A 17662-nucleotide genomic window follows, 5' to 3' on the forward strand; every position below is an offset into this window, starting at 1 on the left:
AGTGGAGGAAATAATGTCACTTTTCGATGAAGAGCCAAGGCGCAAGATCATTCACGATATTGGGCAGGACCTGTCGCTGTTGTCGGTCGCGGAGCTCGACGAGCGGATTGCACTGCTGCGGACTGAAATCACACGGCTCGAAGAGGAACGGTCTCGTAAAGGTGACAGCAAGGTTGCCGCCGAAGCGCTTTTCCGCTGAGGCGAGCATTTCCATTTTAAACGAGAGTCATGGGAATGCTCTAACTCTTTGCTTTGACGTAATTCCGAACGGAAAACCGGTTCCCACTTTTTCCTGGAATTGCTTGAGTAATGCGGATGTCATCAAGTTTCCGCATTGCTGCATGACACGATCTCCTCCGGCGCGATCCTGTGCTGGTCCACTTTCGATTCGCTTGAAGGATACGCCGTGTTCCGTTCGTTCATCCAGGTTTTCGCACTCCTCTGCGGCACTTCCTTTCTCGTCATGGCGTCAGGTTTGCATGGCCTGCTCCTGCCCCTGCGCGGTGGAGCGGAAGGGTTCTCGACCACATCGCTCGGATTGCTCGGCACCGCTTGGGCAGGTGGTTTCATTGCCTCTTGCCTGCTAGCGCCACGTCTGGTCCGGCGCGTCGGCCATGTGCGTGCCTTCAGCGCGTTCGCGTCGATAGCAGCGATCGTTGCGCTCATGACCGGTATGTTGGTTGAATCGACCGCCTGGATCGTGCTGCGTGCCCTGACCGGTTTTGCTATGGCCGGTTCCTACATGGTGATCGAGAGCTGGCTCAACGAGCGCGCGACAAATGCCAATCGCGGGCAGATTTTCGGTCTCTACATGGTGGTGAATTTCGGTTCGATCACTGTCGGGCAAATGATGATCGGCTTTGGTGATGTGCGCACGGATATGTTCTTCATGATGTCGGGCATCCTGTTCTGTCTGGCCCTGATCCCGACGGCCGTTTCCACTGCCAGCAGTCCGAAGCCGCTGACGGAAGTGCAGCTGGATCTGAAAGCGCTCTATCGCAACTCACCCGTCTCCTTCCTCGGCTGTATACTGATCGGCGTTGCCAATGGTGCGTTCGGCACACTGGGCGCCGTTTATGGCGCGGCAACCGGCATTTCCACGACGGAAATCGCGTTGATGATGAGCGCCTCGGTCATGGGCGGTGCCTTGATGCAGATACCGGTCGGTCGCATGTCGGACCGTACCGACCGGCGCTACGTTGTTGCCATAGTCGGCGGCGCTGCGGCAGCGATAGGCCTTTTGATATTCCTGATCGCACCGCGCCACGCCTATGTCATTCTGGCGATGACTGCGATCTATGGCGGCTTGGCCTATACGCTCTACCCAGTGGCTGTTGCCCACGCGAACGATTTCTCCGATCAGCAAAGCTTCGTCAAAGTCACGAGCGGGCTTCTCTTGCTTTACGGCTTCGGTACGATGGTCGGGCCGGTTCTGGGCGCCTGGGCCATGGAGAGCATTACACCGGAAGGGTTGTTTGCGGTCACGGCTCTGGCTCATGCCTCAATCATGACCCATGCCATCATCCGCTCCCGTATGCGCCCGCCCGTGCCAATAGAACTTAGGGATAACTTTCAAACGGTTGGCGCGGAGCGCGTTACTCCCGAAGGTGTCAGACTCGATCCTCGCGCAGAGAATTTACCGGATTGATTGGTTCGATTCGGCTCCGATACGAAATCCGTTGACATTCCAGCCGGTTTAAAACGACTATCCCCTATGGTAGAAACGGATGCCTTTGCTGCAATTTCTGATCCGAACCGCCGTTATCTCCTTGAGGAGCTTCGACGCGGACCAAAAACCGTGAACGAACTGGCGCTTGGACTGCCGATCTCGCGCCCGGCCGTCTCCCAGCACCTCAAGGCGCTCCTCGATGCACGGCTGGTTAAGGTCAAGGCCGAAGGAACACGCCGCATCTACGCGGTCGACGACAGTGGCTTCTTTCACTTGAATTTATGGCTGGACCAGTTCTGGAGCGAGTAACCCTGACAGTTCATCGGAGCTGGTATTGCAAAGTCCACAGGGGAAAACAAAAACCCGACCCTGCGTCTGTGCGAGGGCCGGGCTTTTTGTAACTGCCAGCACGATGCCATTTCAAGCTATCGAGTGGAATTTCGCGGTATTGTCCTTATGCCGTTTCAATGATGGGTGACGGCTGCCTTCAGCTTTACGATCTGCTCCTTGAGCATGAGCTTGCGTCGTTTCATATCGCTGATCTTCAGGTCGTCGGAGGCGGGACTTAACAGTGCGTCGGAAATTTCCTTTTCGAGCGCTCCATGCTTACGTTCAAGCGTTTCAAGATGAGACTCAATGGCCATCCGGCTTCTCCCTTGGTTGGTTCCTTGCTCGTGCATGCTCTGCCTGCCAAGAGGCAAGTTTATGACAGAGCCGTGACACTCTGCCACCACTTTAACCAATTGTCGAATTTGTTTCGTAGGATTTTATTGTTTCTTGAAATATGATATGGCGACGTTCTGGCAAGGTGCTGCATTGCTCCAGGCCAGTGACTGGATTCGTCCACAGCAAATACCGGGAATCACTGCATGTCCGACCAGGATCAGGCTGACATTCGATTGGCAGTCGCAAGATTGAAACAAGAGCATCTGGATTTTGATGCCGCCATACAAGCAATGATCCAGGTGGGCTGTGACCAGCTTCGCATCCAGCGAATGAAGAAGAAGAAGCTCATCATCAAGGACAAGCTGATCGAGCTCGAAGACAAGATTACGCCCGACATAATCGCCTGATATCCCAAAGGGGTCACCGTGGCTCCGCAAGTCAACTTGCGGCGCCTGCGCTTTTCCTTTAGAGCGCTTCGATATGGCTGCAAACGGCTCTATGCCTCCTATCTCGACAGACCACAGGATGCTCAATGGCAGACAAACGCGCTGACGTCGCAATCATCATGGGAAGCCAGTCTGATTGGGCGACCATGCGCCACGCCGCTGAGACATTGGATAGTCTTGGCATTGCCCACGACGATCGTATCGTTTCCGCACACAGAACTCCCGACAGGCTGGTGGACTTTGCCAAAGGCGCGCGCAAGGCGGGCTTCAAGGTTATCATCGCGGGCGCTGGCGGTGCGGCACATCTGCCGGGCATGGCAGCTTCGATGACGCCACTGCCGGTTTTCGGAGTCCCAGTTGAGTCCAAAGCACTCTCCGGACAGGATTCCCTTCTCTCCATCGTCCAGATGCCCGCCGGCATCCCTGTCGGCACTCTGGCGATAGGCCGGGCGGGAGCAGTCAACGCAGCCTTGCTGGCTGCGGCTGTTCTCGCGCTCCATGATGATGCCCTGGCGAAGCGGCTCGACGATTTCCGGCAGGCGCAAAGCGACAAGGTCGCGATGAGACCTTCTGACGAGGCGTCATGATGATTTCTGCAGGATCGACGATCGGAATTATCGGCGGTGGTCAGCTTGGGCGAATGCTGGCGATGGCGGCGGCGCGTCTCGGCTACAGGACCGTTATCCTCGAACCGCAGGGTGACTGCCCCGCAGCCCAGGTGGCGAACGAGCATATCGTCGCTTCCTACGATGATCCGAACGCGCTGGAGCAACTTGCTGAGCTCAGCGATGTCATCACTTACGAATTCGAGAACGTGCCGGTGGATTCAGCCGAATTCCTCAATGAAAACAAGGCAGTCTTCCCTCCACCCGAGGCTTTGAAGGTCTCCCAGGATCGGGTTGCTGAGAAGCGCTTTCTCAACAAGGCCGGTATCCAGACTGCACAATGGCGCATCGTCGAAAATGAAGGGGACCTGAAGGCCGCGTTGCTGGCATTCGACGGCAAGGGTATCCTGAAAACGCGTCGTTTCGGGTATGACGGCAAGGGGCAGATCAAGTTCAGCGGTACAAAAGGTGAGAACGCGAAGTCGGGCTTTGCCGCAATCGGCAGCGTTCCTTCGATCCTTGAGGCCTTTGTTGATTTCACCCATGAGATTTCGGTAATCGCCGCGCGCGACGCGGCGGGAAACATCAAGGTCTACGATATTGCCGAGAATGTTCACAAGGACGGCATTCTGGCGACCTCGACCGTGCCTGTATCAGTTTCCTCGACGATCGCCGGTCTTGCCGCCGATGCGGCACGCAAATTGCTCGAAGGGCTGAATTATGTCGGCGTCGTTGGCATGGAGTTCTTCGTGCTCGCCAACGGCACATTGCTTGCCAATGAATTTGCGCCGCGCGTCCACAATTCCGGGCATTGGACCGAGGCTGCCTGTGCGGTATCGCAGTTCGAGCAGCATGTCAGGGCGATTGCTGGCCTGCCGCTCGGCGATACCAGGCGACACTCCGATTGCGTCATGGAAAATCTGATCGGCGATGATATCGACAGGGTACCTGAATTGTTGCAGGAAAGCGGTGCCGTCGTGCATCTCTACGGCAAGACCGAAGCTCGTCCTGGCCGCAAGATGGGGCATGTGACGCGGATCACCAAACGCCACTGACAGACGGTCGACGATAAATAAATGCGTGATTTCGCTCGGAATCGCCATATGAATCGTGAGCCGGGTGTTGACAATAGAGGCAATCCTTGGCTATTTCCCCGCAACGTGTTTCCGGCGCGCTTTACAGGCGCGCTTTTTATTGGTGCCCGGTTTCGGGCGTAAAGATACCGGTGCTGAAATGAAGATCAAGAACTCCCTCAAGGCTCTCAAGGGCCGTCATCGTGACAACCAGCTGGTCCGCCGCAAGGGCCGGATTTACATCATCAACAAGACCGCCCCGCGCTTCAAAGCACGCCAGGGCTGATCTTTACCGTCTCACGGTTATTTGCATTTGACGTTTCGCTGATACGGACTACCATCCGTATCATGCGGAGCGTTTTTGTATTTTCGATCGGGAGTTTGCTGGCGATTTCGCCGGCCTTGGCCATGGCACAGGCACAGGAACCGGTGCAGCAGCAGGCCGCACTTCCGAACCAGACATTGGCCGAGAAACGCGCTGCACGGCTAAATGAATTGTTTGACTCGCTCAAACGCGAAAGCAATGAGGTCAAGGCGGCGCGCATCGCCTCCCTCATTCAGGGCCAATGGCAGAATTCCGGCAGCGCAACCGTCGATCTGATGATGAGCTGGGCCGCCAAGGCCATGGAAGACAAGAAATATTCCGTGGCGCTGGATTTTCTCGACCAGGTCGTTGTGATGAAGCCGGACTATGCCGAAGGCTGGAACCGGCGGGCTACGTTACATTTCATGATGAATGATTACGGACGCTCCATGGCCGACATCCAGCGGACCCTGTCGCTTGAGCCGCGTCACTTCGGGGCCCTTTCGGGGATGGCCGCGATCCTGAAGGATACGGGGCGCAAAGAGGCTGCCCTCGAGGCATTCGAGCGGGTGCTGGCGGTTTATCCGATGCTGCGCGCGGCGCAGACGCAAGCGGGTGAGCTCGCCGACGAACTCACCGGCCAGCGCACGTAGCCACAACCAATTTTCCCGCCTAAGTGGAGAATCCTGTACCGGAATCGCGATTTCCTGTGCAGGAATCGGTAGTTCTCGTATGAAAACCGGATCATTCCGTTCCATTTGCTTGCCGGAACGGAATTAGCCTGGTCGAAAAGAGTTAAATCCCGGTCAACCCGTCCGAACCGATATAGGCGATGCGGAGCATGTTGGTCGAACCGGGCGTGCGCAGCGGTACACCGGCCGAGATGATGATGCGGTCACCCGGATTGCCGAACTCTTCCTGATAGGCGATGTGGCAGGCGCGATCGACCATGTCATCGAGGTCGCTGGCATCTTCCGTTACAACGCAGTGCAATCCCCAGACGAGCGAAAGCTTGCGTGCCGTTTCGACCACCGGCGACAAGGCGATGATCGGCAGGAGCGGCCGTTCGCGTGCAGCGCGCAGGCCGGTTGTGCCCGAGGCGGTGTAGGTCACGATGGCCGAAAGGTTGAGCGTTTCGGCGATCTGGCGGGCGGCGAGTGAAATGGCATCGGCGCCGGTCGCGTTGGGTTCAGGGCGCTGGGCATGGATAATGCCAGGATAGTTTGGATCGCGCTCGACCTCTTCGGCCACGCGGACCATCGTCGACACCGCCTCGACCGGATATTCACCGGCGGCGGATTCGGCCGAGAGCATGACCGCATCGGCGCCTTCGAACACGGCTGTCGCGACGTCCGATACTTCGGCGCGGGTCGGGACGGGGGCGGTGATCATCGATTCGAGCATCTGCGTCGCGACGACTACCGGCTTGCCGGCGCGCCGGCAGGCGCGGATGATCTGCTTCTGGATGCCAGGAACCGATTCCAGCGGCATCTCGACGCCGAGATCGCCGCGAGCGACCATGAGGGCGTCGGAGAGTTCGATGATTTCATCGAGGCGCGCGACAGCCTGGGGTTTTTCGATCTTCGACAGGAGGGCAACGCGGCCACGCGAGATCTTGCGCACTTCCGCAAGATCCTCCGGTCGCTGGATAAAGGACAGCGCCACCCAGTCGATCTCCTCCTGCAGGACGGCATCGAGGTCGCGCCGGTCCTTTTCAGTCAGGGCGCCGACGCCGAGCGTCGTGTCGGGCAGGCTGACGCCCTTCTTGTCGGAAATCTTCGTGCCGGAAACGACGCGGCAGCGGATGGACTTGCCGTCGGAGGCTTCGGCGACCAGCGCCAGCTTGCCGTCATCGATCAACAGGCGATGACCGGGCTCGACGGCTTCAAGGATTTCCGGATGCGGCAGGAATACGCGGTCCTTGTCACCCGGCGTATCGTTGTTGTCGAGCGTGAAGGTCTGGCCCGGAACAAGGTCGACCTTGCCTCCCTCGAATTTGCCCACGCGCAGCTTCGGCCCCTGCAGATCGGCGAGAATGCCGATAGGCCGGCCGAGGCTCTTTTCGACCGTGCGGATGCGGCGCACGAGCTCGCGCATCAGGTCATGGCTGGCATGGCTCATATTGATGCGGAACACATCGGCGCCGGCTTCGAACAGCTTGCGGATCATCGCTTCGTCGGAGGAAGCAGGACCCAGGGTGGCTAGAATTTTGACCTTACGGCGGCGTCTCATTGAGGAGGGGTATCCGTTACAATTGGAGATGAGGGAGGAGTTTCTTCCGTCAGCTGGACCATCCAGCTTGTCTGCTCGCCGGTATCATACTCCTGAAAGCCGGAGCGCTGAAATCCGCGCGCGAAACAGTCGTTGATGCCGGTAATCTTGAACTGGTTTTCAGCCACGCACATGTTGACCTTGCCATCCCAGCGGCCGCCGCTTTGCGCGTCTTCGGCATAGAGATAGTAATAGCGCGAGGTCAGCGGCCCGACGACCAGCGTCGTGCAGGACGAGGGGTTCACATGCCACCAGCCCTCAGTAATCCAGCCGGTCTTCGCCCGGTAGCCGAGCGCGACGCCGACAAGATTTTGCGTGGTGTTGCACACGCGAAAATCAGCGTGGGCCTTTTCGGGGGCCAAAAAACTGCCCGCTGCAAATATGAATAAAAAAGCCGCCAGAACCTTTCCGCTTTTGTTCGAATTGCGGAAATGCTCCAGTTTTTTATTGTTACGCAATTCCGGACGGAAAACCGCTTCCCACTTTTCCTGGAATTGCTCTAGAAAGCTGCCCAATCGCGTCCGCTGATGCTGTTCAGCGCGGAATTCGATGCCCCTGCGCAATATTGCCTCCGTCCGTCTTTGCATTCCTTTTCGGTAGTTTCACATGCATTGTCAACGCGCTAATCGTTTGAATGCGAAGTTCCTGCATGAGTGCGACAAAAGAATGATGGTTGCGTTGCAGGCAAAGGCATGGAACACAAAAAACAAGCCCGATTCATCTTGAAAGAGCTTCGTTGAATGCCATTCTCCCCCTTTCATCTCGTCAATGGCGATCATGCGCGCGGTCTCGTGCTCCTTGCCGACCATGCGCGCCGCGATTTGCCGGAAGAATATGGCTCGCTCGGGCTGCCATCTGCCGAATTCGAACGGCATATCGCCTATGATATCGGCGTCGAGAAATTGACACGCAAGCTGGCGGCGATGCTCGGTGCTCCGGCCGTTCTCGGCGGCTTCTCGCGGCTGTTGATCGATCCCAACCGCGGCGAGGACGATCCGACGCTGATCATGCGGCTTTCCGACGGGGCGATTATCCCGGGCAACAATCCGATGCCGGCCGAAGAGCGCGATAAACGCCTCAATGAATTCTACCGGCCCTACCATGGGGCGGTCGACAAGACCATCGAAGCGGTAACCAATGCGAGCGGCAAGGCGCCGCTGGTCATCTCGATCCATTCCTTCACCGCGTTCTGGAAGACCACGCCGCGTCCCTGGCATGCGGGTATTTTGTGGGACAAGGACCCGCGCGCCGTTGTGCCGCTACTCGCTGGGTTGCGCGCCGACGCTCAGTTGGTTGTCGGGGACAACGAGCCCTATGACGGCGCTCTGCGCAACGACACCATGTTCCGCCACTGCATCGTCCCGGGGCTCGCCCATGCGCTGGTCGAGGTAAGGCAGGACCTGATTGCCGAAGAGACCGGGATCGCCCATTGGGCGGATCGCCTTGCGCCCATCCTTGAAGCGATCAATGCCGATCCCGATATGCATGAGGCCAGACAGTTCGGCTCCAGAACGGGCCCTATCGGAGGAAAATGACTGTGAACGACCTTACCAATGAGCAGCGCACCGCGCTTGAAGCCGCCGCCTTCCGCAGGCTGGTGGAGCATTTGCGAGAACGCAGCGACGTGCAGAACATCGACCTGATGAATTTGGCGGGCTTCTGCCGCAACTGCCTGTCGAACTGGTATCGCGAGGCGGCAGAGGGTTCCGGTATAGCGCTCTCAAAGGAAGCATCGCGGGAAATCATCTATGGCGAGCCCTATGCGGACTGGCAGGCCAAGCATCAGCGCGAAGCCAGCGACGCCCAGAAGGCAGCGTTCGAGGCTAACAAGCCGTCACATTGAGCGTAGTGTTGTTTCGCTAAGACTCTTGTCTTGACTCCTGATGCGCTGGTCAGGCATCGAAACCGTTCGCGCGGCCTATCCGAGTCGCACAACGGATTTTTTTGAGAGAGCGGAGTTAAGAGCATGGATGATTTGGCGGCGCAGGGCGGTGTCGAGGGCGTGGCAGCTGCGGAATTGCGGCAGTTCATCGAACGTATCGAACGCCTTGAGGAAGAGAAGACCACGCTCCAGGACGACATCAAGGAAGTGATGGCCGAGGCCAAGGGCCGTGGCTACGACACCAAGATCATCCGCACAATCGTCCGCCTGCGCAAGAAGGACGCCAACGAGCGCAAGGAAGAGGAAGCGATCCTCGAGCTCTATATGAACGCGCTCGGAATGGTCTGACCAGCGACCTCGCACGGCAGGGGGCATTCCGCTGGAGTGCCCTCCCTCAGCCTGACATGACGCGCGACGATTCTTGTCGGCGTAGCATCTCCAATATCGTCGTGGTAGCATTCGGGATTGAGGGAAACCCGCATGGAACGACGTCTCGTTACCATTATGGCCGCCGATGTGGTTGGTTATTCTGCCCGGATGGAGCTGTCAGAGAGCGAGACGATCCGGCAGCTTTCCGCGCTGACACAGATGATCGGCGAACAGGTCTCCCGGCATAATGGCAGGGTGTTTTCAAGAGCGGGTGACGGTTTCCTTTCGGAATTCCCAAGTCCGGTCATGGCCGTCCAGTCCGGGTTTGAAATCCAGCGAATTCTCCTTGCCTCGGACCAGAGCAGTGGCAATCCTTTCCAGCTGCGCATCGGAATTCATCTGGCGGATGCCATCGTCGACGGTCAGGATCTGCTCGGCGAGGGGGTCAATATTGCAGCCAGAGTGGAAGGTCTCGGCGAGCCGGGTACCGTCCTCATCACCCAGAACGTTTTCGACCAGGTCAAACGCGCGGCCAAGCTTCGCTTCGAGGATTTGGGGGAACGATCCCTCAAGAATATTTCCGAGCCGATCCGGCTCTACCGCGTTGTCGGCGATCTCGAAAATCACAGCTATATAACGGGCGCTCCATCCCCTCTTCAGGGCAATGGCGGCCGGGACCTCAAACGCACAAACCCGCATTCACTGGCGCTTGTGCCGTTCGCCAACCTCAGTGGCGATCCGGAGCAGGAATATTTTTCGGACGGGTTTTCTGAGGACCTGATTACCGAACTCGCCCGCTTCCATCAGATCTTTCTTATTTCCCGCAATGCGAGCTTTGCCCTCAAAGGGCGCAATCGTGGCTGGCAGCAGATCGGCAAGCAACTTGGCGTTGCCTATTGCCTGGAAGGCAGTGTGCGCAAACTTGGATCGCGCATACGCATCACGTGCCAGCTGACCGATACCCAGACGGGAGAGCACGTCTGGGCCGAGAAGTACGATTGCCAACTTGGAGAATTGTACGACGTTCAAGACGAACTTGCGGCCGCCATCGTCTCCATGGTCGCCGGCCGGATCGAACATCAGGGCCGCGTTGCGGCGAAACGCAAGAAGCCTGCCGACATGCTCGCCCATGACTGCCTGTTGCGGGGGCTGGTGCATCACCGCCTCGGGGGCGTTACGCGTGAGACCGCAGAGAAGGCCCTCCACTGGTTCGACCTCGCCATCGAGAAAGATCCTGATTTCGCTCGCGCCTATGCATGGCGCGCCTGCGCGATTGCGACCCTCGCCGACTGGACCGGAGAGAATGTCTGGGATGAGATGATCGCCAGTTCGCGCCGCGGTCTCGAGCTTGACGACAGCGATGCCGAGTGCCACCGGATCGCTGGTGCCATTGCCCTCCAGACCAGAAACTACGACCAGGCCGAATACCACTACCGACGTGCGCTCGACCTCAATCCGAATCATGCCTATGTGGTAGGGCGCATGGGCGAACTCTATAACTTCCTCGGCGATGGTCAGACCGCACTGAAGTATCAGTTGCGGGCAAGGCAGCTGGATCCCTTTCTTCCGGCCTACTGCCGGGAACTGGAGGCTGTTGCATATTATCTCCTTGGCCAATACGCCGACACCGTCGCCGTCGTCGCGCAATTGTCGCGCGTTACACGAATAGCTGCCGTGTATCGGGTGGCAGCCTATACCCACCTGGATGATCCGGGCGGGCTGGATAACGCCAAGAACGCCCTTCGGATCATAGACCCCGACTTTACCATCCAGCGATTTGTTGCGACGGAGTTCTACAAGGACCCGTGCCTCGTCCAACAGCTCCGTGACGACCTGTGCAAGGCAGGCCTGAAGGCCGAGTGATCGCGCCGAACCTAGAGCTGATCGTTATAGGGACGTTTGGTCTCGCCAACCATTTTTGCAAGGTGGGAGAATGACCACGGCGTGTCGGCGCCCGAACTGTTCGCAAGCTGCAGCAGGCGGATCGGGAAGCAAACGGCATCACGATTGGCGGGCGAAAGCTGTTCGACTGCCCGGTCATCGCCGACCGCCACCGCTTCGGCCTTGCGCAGTGCGGTGTCGATCTCTGCACCGGTCAGCAGTCCTTTCACGACGAGTGACCGGTTGATGGCGGCTATGGCGAGGCAAAGGCCCTCAAGCTGAAGATTGGCAGTGTTCATGATCGTTCCCCGTGAATGGTGTGGCTAACACACTATCAACGCGGATCGGCGGCAAATGATCCAAAGGAAATTGACGCGGCGCAGTTCCGTGTCATTCTAATCCGATGATCAGTGGTGTGCTGCTCGACCTTGCCGGCGTCCTCTATGATGGCGAAGTGCCCATACCGGGCGGAGCGGAGGCGGTTGTCCGCTTGCGCGATGCCGGACTTCCCTTGCGTTTCGTGAGCAATACGACACGTTCGACCAAGCAAGCCGTCCTCGACCAACTCGCCAGGCTCGGCCTTTCCGTCAGGAGCGATGAGCTGTTCACGCCCGCGCAGGCAGCGCGCGAATGGCTTAGTCAGCATAATCGATCGCCGCATCTTCTGATTCACCCCGATCTGGTGGCGGATTTTGGTGATCCGGGAGATCGGGCCGGGAAAGTGGTCATTGTCGGCGATGCGGGTGAGGCCTTCACATACTCAGCTCTGAACGATGCGTTTCGCGTGCTGGTGGAGGGTGCAGAACTCCTGGCGCTGGCGCCGAACCGGACGTTCAAGGATGCGGATGGAAAGCTCAGCCTCGATGCCGGGCCGTTCGTGACTGCGCTGGAATTTGCCAGCCAGAAGCAGGCCCTCGTCCTCGGCAAGCCGTCATCGGCATTCTTTCTGTCGGCACTCGCCAGCATGAACTGCCCGGAGGCGGAAGCCGTGATGGTGGGCGACGACGCGGAAACCGATGTAGCTGGAGCCTTGCGGGCCGGACTGGCCAGCGCCCTGCTGGTGCGCACGGGGAAGTACCGCGCCGGCGACGAGGACCGTTTCAGACCGGGTCCGACGGTCACGGTCGACGATATTGCCGCAGCGGCCGACTGGATCATCGCCGCACGAAACGGCTAGGCGGCGATCTGGCGCACAAAATGATCGGATTCGATCGCCACAACACTTTCCTGGGGGATGGCCGAGAGACGGCGAACCTCTTCGACATCGGCGGTCTTCAAATGGGCTTTCGGGTCGTCGAAGCGTACGTCCGGGTCCGGCACGGCGGACAGCAGCAGGCGCGTATAGGGATGCTGGGGATTGTCGATCACCTTGTTGACATTGCCCCACTCGACGATCTGGCCGGCATACATGACGATAATATCCTCAGCGACATAGCGGGCAGTGGCAATGTCATGGGTGATATAAAGGAGCGCCAGCTTCATATCGCGTTTCATCTCGTTGAGAAGATTGAGGACGCCGAGCCGTACCGATACGTCGAGCATCGATGTCGGCTCATCCGCCACAATCACCTCCGCCCCGACTGCAAGGGTCCGCGCGATATTGACGCGCTGGCGCTGCCCTCCCGACAGTTCGTGCGGGCGTTTGGAGGCGACGATCCCTGGATCAAGCCGAACTCGTTGAAGGAGCTCATCGACGGCATCGTTGATCTGGCTCCTCTTCAGATCGCGCCGGTGCAGTTGCAGCGGGCGGCGCAGATGATAGGCGATCGTATGGGCGGGGTTGAGCGATGAGAACGGATCCTGGAAAATCATCTGCACCGAGCGCCGGTATGCGGCAAGGGCCTTGGCGTCACGGGCCTCCACGGGTTTGCCCTTGAACAGCAGCCGGCCCTCGCTTGGCGTATATTCCTGCATGACAAGACGGGCGCACGTGGTCTTGCCGCTGCCGGATTCGCCGACCAGAGCCAACGTACGTCCGGCGTGCAGGTCAAACGAAACGGACTGCGCGGCCTTGACCATGTAGGGCGCGCGGCCAAAGGTTTTCGATACGCGATCAAGCGACAGGATGGCATTGCCGGCTTTGGTCATGACGCTGCAACCTCCATCAACCTTGCTCCGTGCAATGACGGGAACGACGCCCACAGCTTCCTGGTGTAGTCGTGTTGCGGTTTGGTGTAGATATTCCCGGCGCTGTTCTGTTCGACGAGTTTTCCCGCAAGCATGATGCCGATGCGGTCACAGAACTGGACCATCAGGCCGAGGTCGTGGGTGATGAACAGAACCGAGAAGCCGAATGTCTTGCGCAGTTCGTTGATGCGCTGGAGGATTTCGCGCTGGACGACGACGTCGAGCGCGGTGGTCGGTTCGTCCATGACAACGATCTTTGGATTGAGGGCGAGGCAGATCGCAATCACGATGCGCTGGCGCATGCCGCCCGAAAACTGGTGCGGATAGTCGCGCATGCGATCGGGCGGAATGTCGACGAGGCGGAGCATTTCCGCTGTCCGCTCCCGCGCCTGAGAACGATTCATGCCCTGATGGGTGCGCAGCACATCGTAGAACTGGGCCTCGACGCGCAGCACGGGATTGAGCGAATTCATCGCGCTCTGGAAGACCATGGCGACTTCGCGCCAGCGGAAGCTGCGCAATTCCCGTGGATCGAGGCCCAGCACATCGCGGCCTTCCAGCAGGATCTGCCCGTTCCGGATCAGCGCCGGCGGCTTGTGCAGGCGGCTGATGGCAAAGGCGATCGTGCTCTTGCCGCATCCGGACTCGCCGGCAAGGCCGAAGACCTCGCCATGGGCGACATCGAAACTCACATCGTCGACCGCGCGAAAATCGGCAGTTTCGCCGATATAATCGATCGTCAGGTTTTTGATGGAAAGCAGTGGCTTGGTCACAGGCGGCCCTCTCCCGAACGGATCAGTGCGGTCCAGCGGCTTAGGCGGTTGCCGGTTCGCAGGCGCGGATTAGCGATTTCATCGACGGCGAAGTTCAACAGCGAGAGGCCGATGCCCAGAATGGCGAGGGCAAAGCAGGGGGTGAGAATGTCCCACCATGCGCCAACCGACAGGGCAGACGCCTTCTGCGCATTGTAGAGCATCATGCCCCAGGATACGGTCTTCGGGTCGCCGAGGCCGAGAAATTCCAGCGTGGCTTCGGTAATGATGGCGAAGATCACGCTGCCGATGAAATTGATGCCGACGATGGAAATGAGATTGGGAAAGATCTCGAAGGTCATGATCCGCCAGCGCGGCTCGCCCATCATTTCGGCGGATTTTATGAAATCCTTGTGCTTGACCGAAAGTGTCTCGGCCCGGGTGACGCGCGCACCCCAGGCCCATGAGGTGAAGCCGAGGATGATGGCGATGACCAGCGGGCTGGCCTGTCCGATGAAAGCGGCAAGGACGAGAAGCAGCGGCAGGTTCGGGACGACCAGAACCATATTGGTGAAAAAGCTGATCACTTCATCGGTCTTGCCGCCGCGGTAACCGGCAATGATGCCAAGTGCCGTTCCCAGCACTGTAATCAAAAGTCCGGCGCCGAAACCAACCGCAAGTGATGTGCGCGCGCCATGGATGAGGCGCGAGAATACGTCCTGGCCGATGCGGGTGGTGCCGAGCCAGTGGTCCGCCGATGGCGGCTGGTGCGGGCGGCCAACGCGAGAGGCCGGGTTGTATTCGGTCAGAAGCGGCGCGGCCAGCGCGATCAGGACGATGAGCGCGATGATGATCAAGCCGACGACGGCCTTGCGATTGCGTATGAGACTGCGGACAAGCGGGCCCATGGTCATGCTCCTCGCAAGCGCGGATCGAGCAGCACATAGCTGACATCCACGATGAAATTGGCGACAAGCATTGCGACCGTCATGATGAGGAGCTGGCCCTGGATGACAGGATAGTCGCGGGCGAGGATGGCCTGATAAAGGATATTGCCGAGACCAGGATAGTTATAGACGACTTCGGTAACGAGAGAGCCGCCGAGGACGGTGCCGATTGCGATGGCGAGACTGCTGACGGTCGGCAACAGGGCATTGCGCGCTGCGTACCAGAGCATGACGCGACTATCAGAGAGACCCTTGGCGCGTGCCATGACGATATAGTCCTCGCCGAGAAGATTGATCATGTTGTTGCGCATGGTGACGGCGAAACCGCCCGTGAGCACGGTGCAAAGGGTCAGCATCGGCAAGATGCCGTGGTAAAGCAGGCTGCCAATATAGGTCAGCGAGAATGAAGGATCGAGTGCCGGATCGGCCGCATAGCCGGTTGGGAACCAGCCAAGGGTGAAGCCGAAGAAGAACAGGACAATCAGCGAGGTGACAACGGCCGGAACGGACGTTGCAAAGATCGCGCCGACGGAAACGACGACGTCGAAAATACTGCCGCGCCGCCAGGCGGCGAGAATGCCAAGGAATGTTCCGAGCGTGAAACTGACGATCGTCGCGGTCCCCATCAGGCCGACCGTCCAGATCAGAGCGTGGCCGAGGACCGAGGTGACGGGAAGCGGGAAATATTTGATCGAGCGGCCAAGGTCACCCGTGAAGATGCTTTGCAGATAGGTCAGATATTGCTGCCAGAGCGGACCATCAACGAAGCCAAAGGTCAGTTTCAACGCTGCCAGGTTTTCTATCGACAGTTCCGCGCCGGCACTGGAAAACATGATCTCGATCGGATCGCCCGGCATCAGGCGCGGCAGGAAGAAATTGATCGTGGCAGCCGCGATAAAGGCTGCCAGATAGAATCCGAGGCGGCGTAGCAAGAAAACCATAGGCGTCTCCCATCATGGCGCAAGAGCGATGAACGAACGCTCTTGCGCCCGGCGGTTAGTTAACCGGCTTCAATGCCAGGAGGTGCAGCAAGCGCGCCGGATTGGTGCGCGAGATCGACGGGTTGACAAAGGGACTGTCAGGAGTCGACCAGCCGGTGAAGCGCTTCGTATTGTACTGATACCAGTTGGGGTTATTGTAGACGGGCATCAGCGGAAGGTTTTCAGCAACGATGCGCTGGGCTTTGTTCATTACATCCTTGCGCGCGGCGGGATCGGGAGTTCGCGTAAAGTCAACAAGCAGCTTGGCAAGATCGGCATTGAACCAGCGCTGCGCAGTGAAGCGGGTCTTGCCCTTGTCGGTCTCGTTGAACGCTCGCTGATAGGGATAGTAGGGTGACGCCGCGGCGGGCAGGCTGTTGATGGCCATGTCGAAGGTGCCGTTGATCAGGTTGCCCGTCCAGACCGCCTCTTCCGGCGTTGCTATCTTGGCGTCGAGACCGGCTTCCTGCATGCCCTCGATGGCGATCTGCACCGTATCGATCCAGTCGGTCCACGCATTGGGCACGATCACCGAGAACGATATCTTGCTGCCATCGGGATTGTCGCGGAAACCATCGCCATCCTTGTCGACATAGCCGGCCTCGTCGAGCAGTTCCTTGGCCGCCTCGGCATCATGCTTGCCGAACTTGCCGAACGCCTCGATCACTGACGGGTCGGACCAGGATTTGTAGAGTTCACCCATGCCGGAGGGGTCTTCGTTCAACGTGGGATAACCGTAGCCGGCCACGTCGACCATGGCCTTGCGATCGAGCGACATGCTGACGGCCTGGCGGAATTTGATATCGTTGAACGCCTTGCGGTTGGCCTCGTTGGCCGTTTCCAGGTTGAACAGGAACGCCACCATGCTGCTTGGCGTGTACCAGTAGTGGTAATGCTCCTTGTCCTTGGCGACATAGGTGTTCTCGACGTCGGGAATAAAGGAGACGCCCCAGTCGAGTGTGCCGTCAGCGGTCGCTGTCAATAACTGGTTGTTGTCGGCAAGCTGGGGGAAGCGCAGGCAATCGATCTTGAGTTCGGCGGCGTCCCAGTAATTGGGGTTACGGCACTGGTCATAGGTCTGGCCGGTAAAACGCGGAATTTCGGTCAGCGGACCGCTCCCGACCGGGGTTTCATTGGCAAAGGTGACGGGGTCTGGAACGTCTTTCCAGATGTGTTCCGGGACAATCGGCACCTGGACCAGCTGGTCCGCGGCAAGCGAGCTTGGATTGACGAGTGTGAAGCGCACGGTTTGTGCGTCAACAGCCTCGACGCCGTCGATGAATTTCCAGATGCTGACGAAGTCGAGGGCAGGGAACTTCTTGAGATAATCATAGGTGAATTTGACGTCGGCCGAAGTCAGCGGCTTGCCGTCGGACCATTTGAGATCCGGCCGGAGCTTGAATTCGATGCTCTTCAAATCGTCGGCGAGCTTGAAGCTTTCGGCCAGGCGAAAATTGGGCTTGTTGTTATCGAAGCGGTTGAAGACGACAAGCGGCTCATAAATGAAATCGAGCGTGCTCTGGCGAGCCGATGTCTGACTGAACGGATTGAAGTTTCTGACCCAGGTCGTTGCGGGCTCGATATTGGCAGTAAGGATGGTCTGCGCCAAGGCTGGGCTTGAAAGCAGGACGAAGGCGGATGCGGCAGCAAGCAAACGGTTCTTGAACATATTTATTCCCCTGGCTTGTTG

At 58.6% G+C, this 17662-nt stretch carries 22 protein-coding genes; 13 read left to right on the forward strand and 9 right to left on the reverse strand.

Annotated elements, in window-relative coordinates:
* Positions 1-13: 13 nt before the first annotated feature.
* From CU102_RS09295 to CU102_RS09305, 3 genes are all read left to right on the forward strand, one after another.
* Positions 14-199: a DUF1192 domain-containing protein gene (locus tag CU102_RS09295; protein ID WP_106710832.1), complete on the forward strand. Its 186-nt coding sequence runs from the start codon at positions 14-16 to the stop codon at positions 197-199.
* Between the two features lie 207 nt (positions 200-406).
* On the forward strand, positions 407-1648 hold the full coding sequence (locus CU102_RS09300; protein WP_342588747.1) for an MFS transporter: 1242 nt from the start codon (positions 407-409) through the stop codon (positions 1646-1648).
* Between the two features lie 66 nt (positions 1649-1714).
* On the forward strand, positions 1715-1978 hold the full coding sequence (locus CU102_RS09305; RefSeq protein ID WP_106710833.1) for an ArsR/SmtB family transcription factor: 264 nt from the start codon (positions 1715-1717) through the stop codon (positions 1976-1978).
* Positions 1979-2133: 155 nt separating this feature from the next.
* On the opposite strand, the gene CU102_RS09310 is transcribed toward CU102_RS09305, so the two are convergent.
* Positions 2134-2313, reverse strand: a complete 180-nt coding sequence (locus CU102_RS09310; protein ID WP_106710834.1) for a YdcH family protein — start codon at positions 2311-2313, stop codon at positions 2134-2136.
* Positions 2314-2538: 225 nt separating this feature from the next.
* On the opposite strand from CU102_RS09310, the gene CU102_RS09315 reads away from it, so the two are divergent.
* The 5 genes from CU102_RS09315 (at position 2539) to CU102_RS09335 (ending at position 5416) form a co-directional block, all read left to right on the forward strand.
* Entirely contained in the window at positions 2539-2742 is a 204-nt protein-coding gene (locus CU102_RS09315; RefSeq protein ID WP_099997693.1) for a YdcH family protein, read from the forward strand.
* Between the two features lie 125 nt (positions 2743-2867).
* A complete protein-coding gene (purE, locus tag CU102_RS09320; protein ID WP_106710835.1) occupies positions 2868-3368 on the forward strand; it encodes a 5-(carboxyamino)imidazole ribonucleotide mutase in 501 nt (166 codons plus the stop codon).
* Positions 3368-4441 (forward strand): 5-(carboxyamino)imidazole ribonucleotide synthase, encoded by a 1074-nt coding sequence (locus CU102_RS09325; RefSeq protein WP_106711047.1) that lies wholly within the window; start codon positions 3368-3370, stop codon positions 4439-4441. The genes purE and CU102_RS09325 overlap by 1 nt, the downstream gene beginning before the upstream one ends.
* Before the next feature lie 178 nt (positions 4442-4619).
* On the forward strand, positions 4620-4745 hold the full coding sequence (ykgO, locus tag CU102_RS09330; RefSeq protein WP_091880250.1) for a type B 50S ribosomal protein L36: 126 nt from the start codon (positions 4620-4622) through the stop codon (positions 4743-4745).
* Between the two features lie 62 nt (positions 4746-4807).
* On the forward strand, positions 4808-5416 hold the full coding sequence (locus tag CU102_RS09335) for a tetratricopeptide repeat protein (protein ID WP_106710836.1): 609 nt from the start codon (positions 4808-4810) through the stop codon (positions 5414-5416).
* A gap of 142 nt (positions 5417-5558) precedes the next feature.
* Here the strand turns inward: CU102_RS09335 and pyk are convergent, their stop codons facing one another.
* Entirely contained in the window at positions 5559-6995 is a 1437-nt protein-coding gene (gene pyk / locus CU102_RS09340; RefSeq protein ID WP_106710837.1) for a pyruvate kinase, read from the reverse strand.
* Positions 6992-7435: a DUF1036 domain-containing protein gene (locus CU102_RS09345; RefSeq protein WP_245425284.1), complete on the reverse strand. Its 444-nt coding sequence runs from the start codon at positions 7433-7435 to the stop codon at positions 6992-6994. Before CU102_RS09345 ends, pyk begins: the two co-directional genes overlap by 4 nt.
* Positions 7436-7774: 339 nt before the next feature.
* Between CU102_RS09345 and CU102_RS09350 the strand changes: the two genes are divergently transcribed.
* From CU102_RS09350 to CU102_RS09365, 4 genes are all read left to right on the forward strand, one after another.
* Complete coding sequence (locus tag CU102_RS09350; RefSeq protein WP_106710838.1) at positions 7775-8569, forward strand: N-formylglutamate amidohydrolase; 795 nt, start codon at positions 7775-7777, stop codon at positions 8567-8569.
* Positions 8566-8877, forward strand: coding sequence for a DUF1244 domain-containing protein (locus tag CU102_RS09355; protein ID WP_425351537.1), 312 nt, complete (start codon positions 8566-8568; stop codon positions 8875-8877). Before CU102_RS09350 ends, CU102_RS09355 begins: the two co-directional genes overlap by 4 nt.
* Positions 8878-9000: 123 nt before the next feature.
* Positions 9001-9264 (forward strand): DUF2312 domain-containing protein, encoded by a 264-nt coding sequence (locus CU102_RS09360; protein WP_106710839.1) that lies wholly within the window; start codon positions 9001-9003, stop codon positions 9262-9264.
* A 132-nt stretch (positions 9265-9396) separates the two neighbouring features.
* On the forward strand, positions 9397-11148 hold the full coding sequence (locus CU102_RS09365) for an adenylate/guanylate cyclase domain-containing protein (RefSeq protein ID WP_106710840.1): 1752 nt from the start codon (positions 9397-9399) through the stop codon (positions 11146-11148).
* An 11-nt stretch (positions 11149-11159) separates the two neighbouring features.
* Here the strand turns inward: CU102_RS09365 and CU102_RS09370 are convergent, their stop codons facing one another.
* Positions 11160-11465 (reverse strand): hypothetical protein, encoded by a 306-nt coding sequence (locus tag CU102_RS09370; protein ID WP_106710841.1) that lies wholly within the window; start codon positions 11463-11465, stop codon positions 11160-11162.
* Positions 11466-11569: 104 nt separating this feature from the next.
* Here CU102_RS09370 and CU102_RS09375 point away from each other — a divergent pair, with 104 nt between their 5' ends.
* Positions 11570-12343 carry a TIGR01458 family HAD-type hydrolase gene (locus CU102_RS09375; protein ID WP_106710842.1) on the forward strand — a complete coding sequence of 258 codons (774 nt, stop codon included), beginning with the start codon at positions 11570-11572 and terminating at the stop codon, positions 12341-12343.
* Here the strand turns inward: CU102_RS09375 and CU102_RS09380 are convergent.
* Genes CU102_RS09380 through CU102_RS09400 form a run of 5 tightly spaced genes read right to left on the reverse strand, consistent with a single transcriptional unit; the run spans position 12340 to position 17641 of the window.
* Positions 12340-13254: an ABC transporter ATP-binding protein gene (locus CU102_RS09380; protein WP_106710843.1), complete on the reverse strand. Its 915-nt coding sequence runs from the start codon at positions 13252-13254 to the stop codon at positions 12340-12342. The two genes, CU102_RS09375 and CU102_RS09380, sit on opposite strands and share 4 nt — an antisense overlap.
* Positions 13251-14066, reverse strand: coding sequence for an ABC transporter ATP-binding protein (locus CU102_RS09385; protein ID WP_106710844.1), 816 nt, complete (start codon positions 14064-14066; stop codon positions 13251-13253). Before CU102_RS09385 ends, CU102_RS09380 begins: the two co-directional genes overlap by 4 nt.
* Positions 14063-14953 (reverse strand): ABC transporter permease, encoded by an 891-nt coding sequence (locus CU102_RS09390; RefSeq protein WP_106710845.1) that lies wholly within the window; start codon positions 14951-14953, stop codon positions 14063-14065. The genes CU102_RS09385 and CU102_RS09390 overlap by 4 nt, the downstream gene beginning before the upstream one ends.
* A 2-nt stretch (positions 14954-14955) precedes the next feature.
* Positions 14956-15933: an ABC transporter permease gene (locus tag CU102_RS09395; RefSeq protein ID WP_106710846.1), complete on the reverse strand. Its 978-nt coding sequence runs from the start codon at positions 15931-15933 to the stop codon at positions 14956-14958.
* Positions 15934-15988: 55 nt separating this feature from the next.
* Positions 15989-17641 (reverse strand): ABC transporter substrate-binding protein, encoded by a 1653-nt coding sequence (locus CU102_RS09400; protein WP_106710847.1) that lies wholly within the window; start codon positions 17639-17641, stop codon positions 15989-15991.
* Positions 17642-17662: the final 21 nt, after the last annotated feature.

This window comes from Phyllobacterium brassicacearum (assembly GCF_003010955.1).
Lineage (GTDB): Bacteria > Pseudomonadota > Alphaproteobacteria > Rhizobiales > Rhizobiaceae > Phyllobacterium > Phyllobacterium brassicacearum.

Bases quoted from the DNA above. Each gene is read 5' to 3' on its own strand.
- CU102_RS09295 (WP_106710832.1), top strand. From the start codon at position 14: ATGTCACTTTTCGATGAAGAGCCAAGGCGCAAGATCATTCACGATATT.
- CU102_RS09305 (WP_106710833.1), top strand. From the start codon at position 1,715: ATGGTAGAAACGGATGCCTTTGCTGCAATTTCTGATCCGAACCGCCGT.
- CU102_RS09310 (WP_106710834.1), bottom strand. From the start codon at position 2,313: ATGGCCATTGAGTCTCATCTTGAAACGCTTGAACGTAAGCATGGAGCG.
- CU102_RS09315 (WP_099997693.1), top strand. From the start codon at position 2,539: ATGTCCGACCAGGATCAGGCTGACATTCGATTGGCAGTCGCAAGATTG.
- purE (WP_106710835.1), top strand. From the start codon at position 2,868: ATGGCAGACAAACGCGCTGACGTCGCAATCATCATGGGAAGCCAGTCT.
- CU102_RS09325 (WP_106711047.1), top strand. From the start codon at position 3,368: ATGATTTCTGCAGGATCGACGATCGGAATTATCGGCGGTGGTCAGCTT.
- ykgO (WP_091880250.1), top strand. From the start codon at position 4,620: ATGAAGATCAAGAACTCCCTCAAGGCTCTCAAGGGCCGTCATCGTGAC.
- CU102_RS09335 (WP_106710836.1), top strand. From the start codon at position 4,808: ATGCGGAGCGTTTTTGTATTTTCGATCGGGAGTTTGCTGGCGATTTCG.
- pyk (WP_106710837.1), bottom strand. From the start codon at position 6,995: ATGAGACGCCGCCGTAAGGTCAAAATTCTAGCCACCCTGGGTCCTGCT.
- CU102_RS09350 (WP_106710838.1), top strand. From the start codon at position 7,775: ATGCCATTCTCCCCCTTTCATCTCGTCAATGGCGATCATGCGCGCGGT.
- CU102_RS09355 (WP_425351537.1), top strand. From the start codon at position 8,566: ATGACTGTGAACGACCTTACCAATGAGCAGCGCACCGCGCTTGAAGCC.
- CU102_RS09360 (WP_106710839.1), top strand. From the start codon at position 9,001: ATGGATGATTTGGCGGCGCAGGGCGGTGTCGAGGGCGTGGCAGCTGCG.
- CU102_RS09365 (WP_106710840.1), top strand. From the start codon at position 9,397: ATGGAACGACGTCTCGTTACCATTATGGCCGCCGATGTGGTTGGTTAT.
- CU102_RS09370 (WP_106710841.1), bottom strand. From the start codon at position 11,465: ATGAACACTGCCAATCTTCAGCTTGAGGGCCTTTGCCTCGCCATAGCC.
- CU102_RS09375 (WP_106710842.1), top strand. From the start codon at position 11,570: ATGATCAGTGGTGTGCTGCTCGACCTTGCCGGCGTCCTCTATGATGGC.
- CU102_RS09380 (WP_106710843.1), bottom strand. From the start codon at position 13,254: ATGACCAAAGCCGGCAATGCCATCCTGTCGCTTGATCGCGTATCGAAA.
- CU102_RS09390 (WP_106710845.1), bottom strand. From the start codon at position 14,953: ATGGGCCCGCTTGTCCGCAGTCTCATACGCAATCGCAAGGCCGTCGTC.
- CU102_RS09395 (WP_106710846.1), bottom strand. From the start codon at position 15,933: ATGGTTTTCTTGCTACGCCGCCTCGGATTCTATCTGGCAGCCTTTATC.
- CU102_RS09400 (WP_106710847.1), bottom strand. From the start codon at position 17,641: ATGTTCAAGAACCGTTTGCTTGCTGCCGCATCCGCCTTCGTCCTGCTT.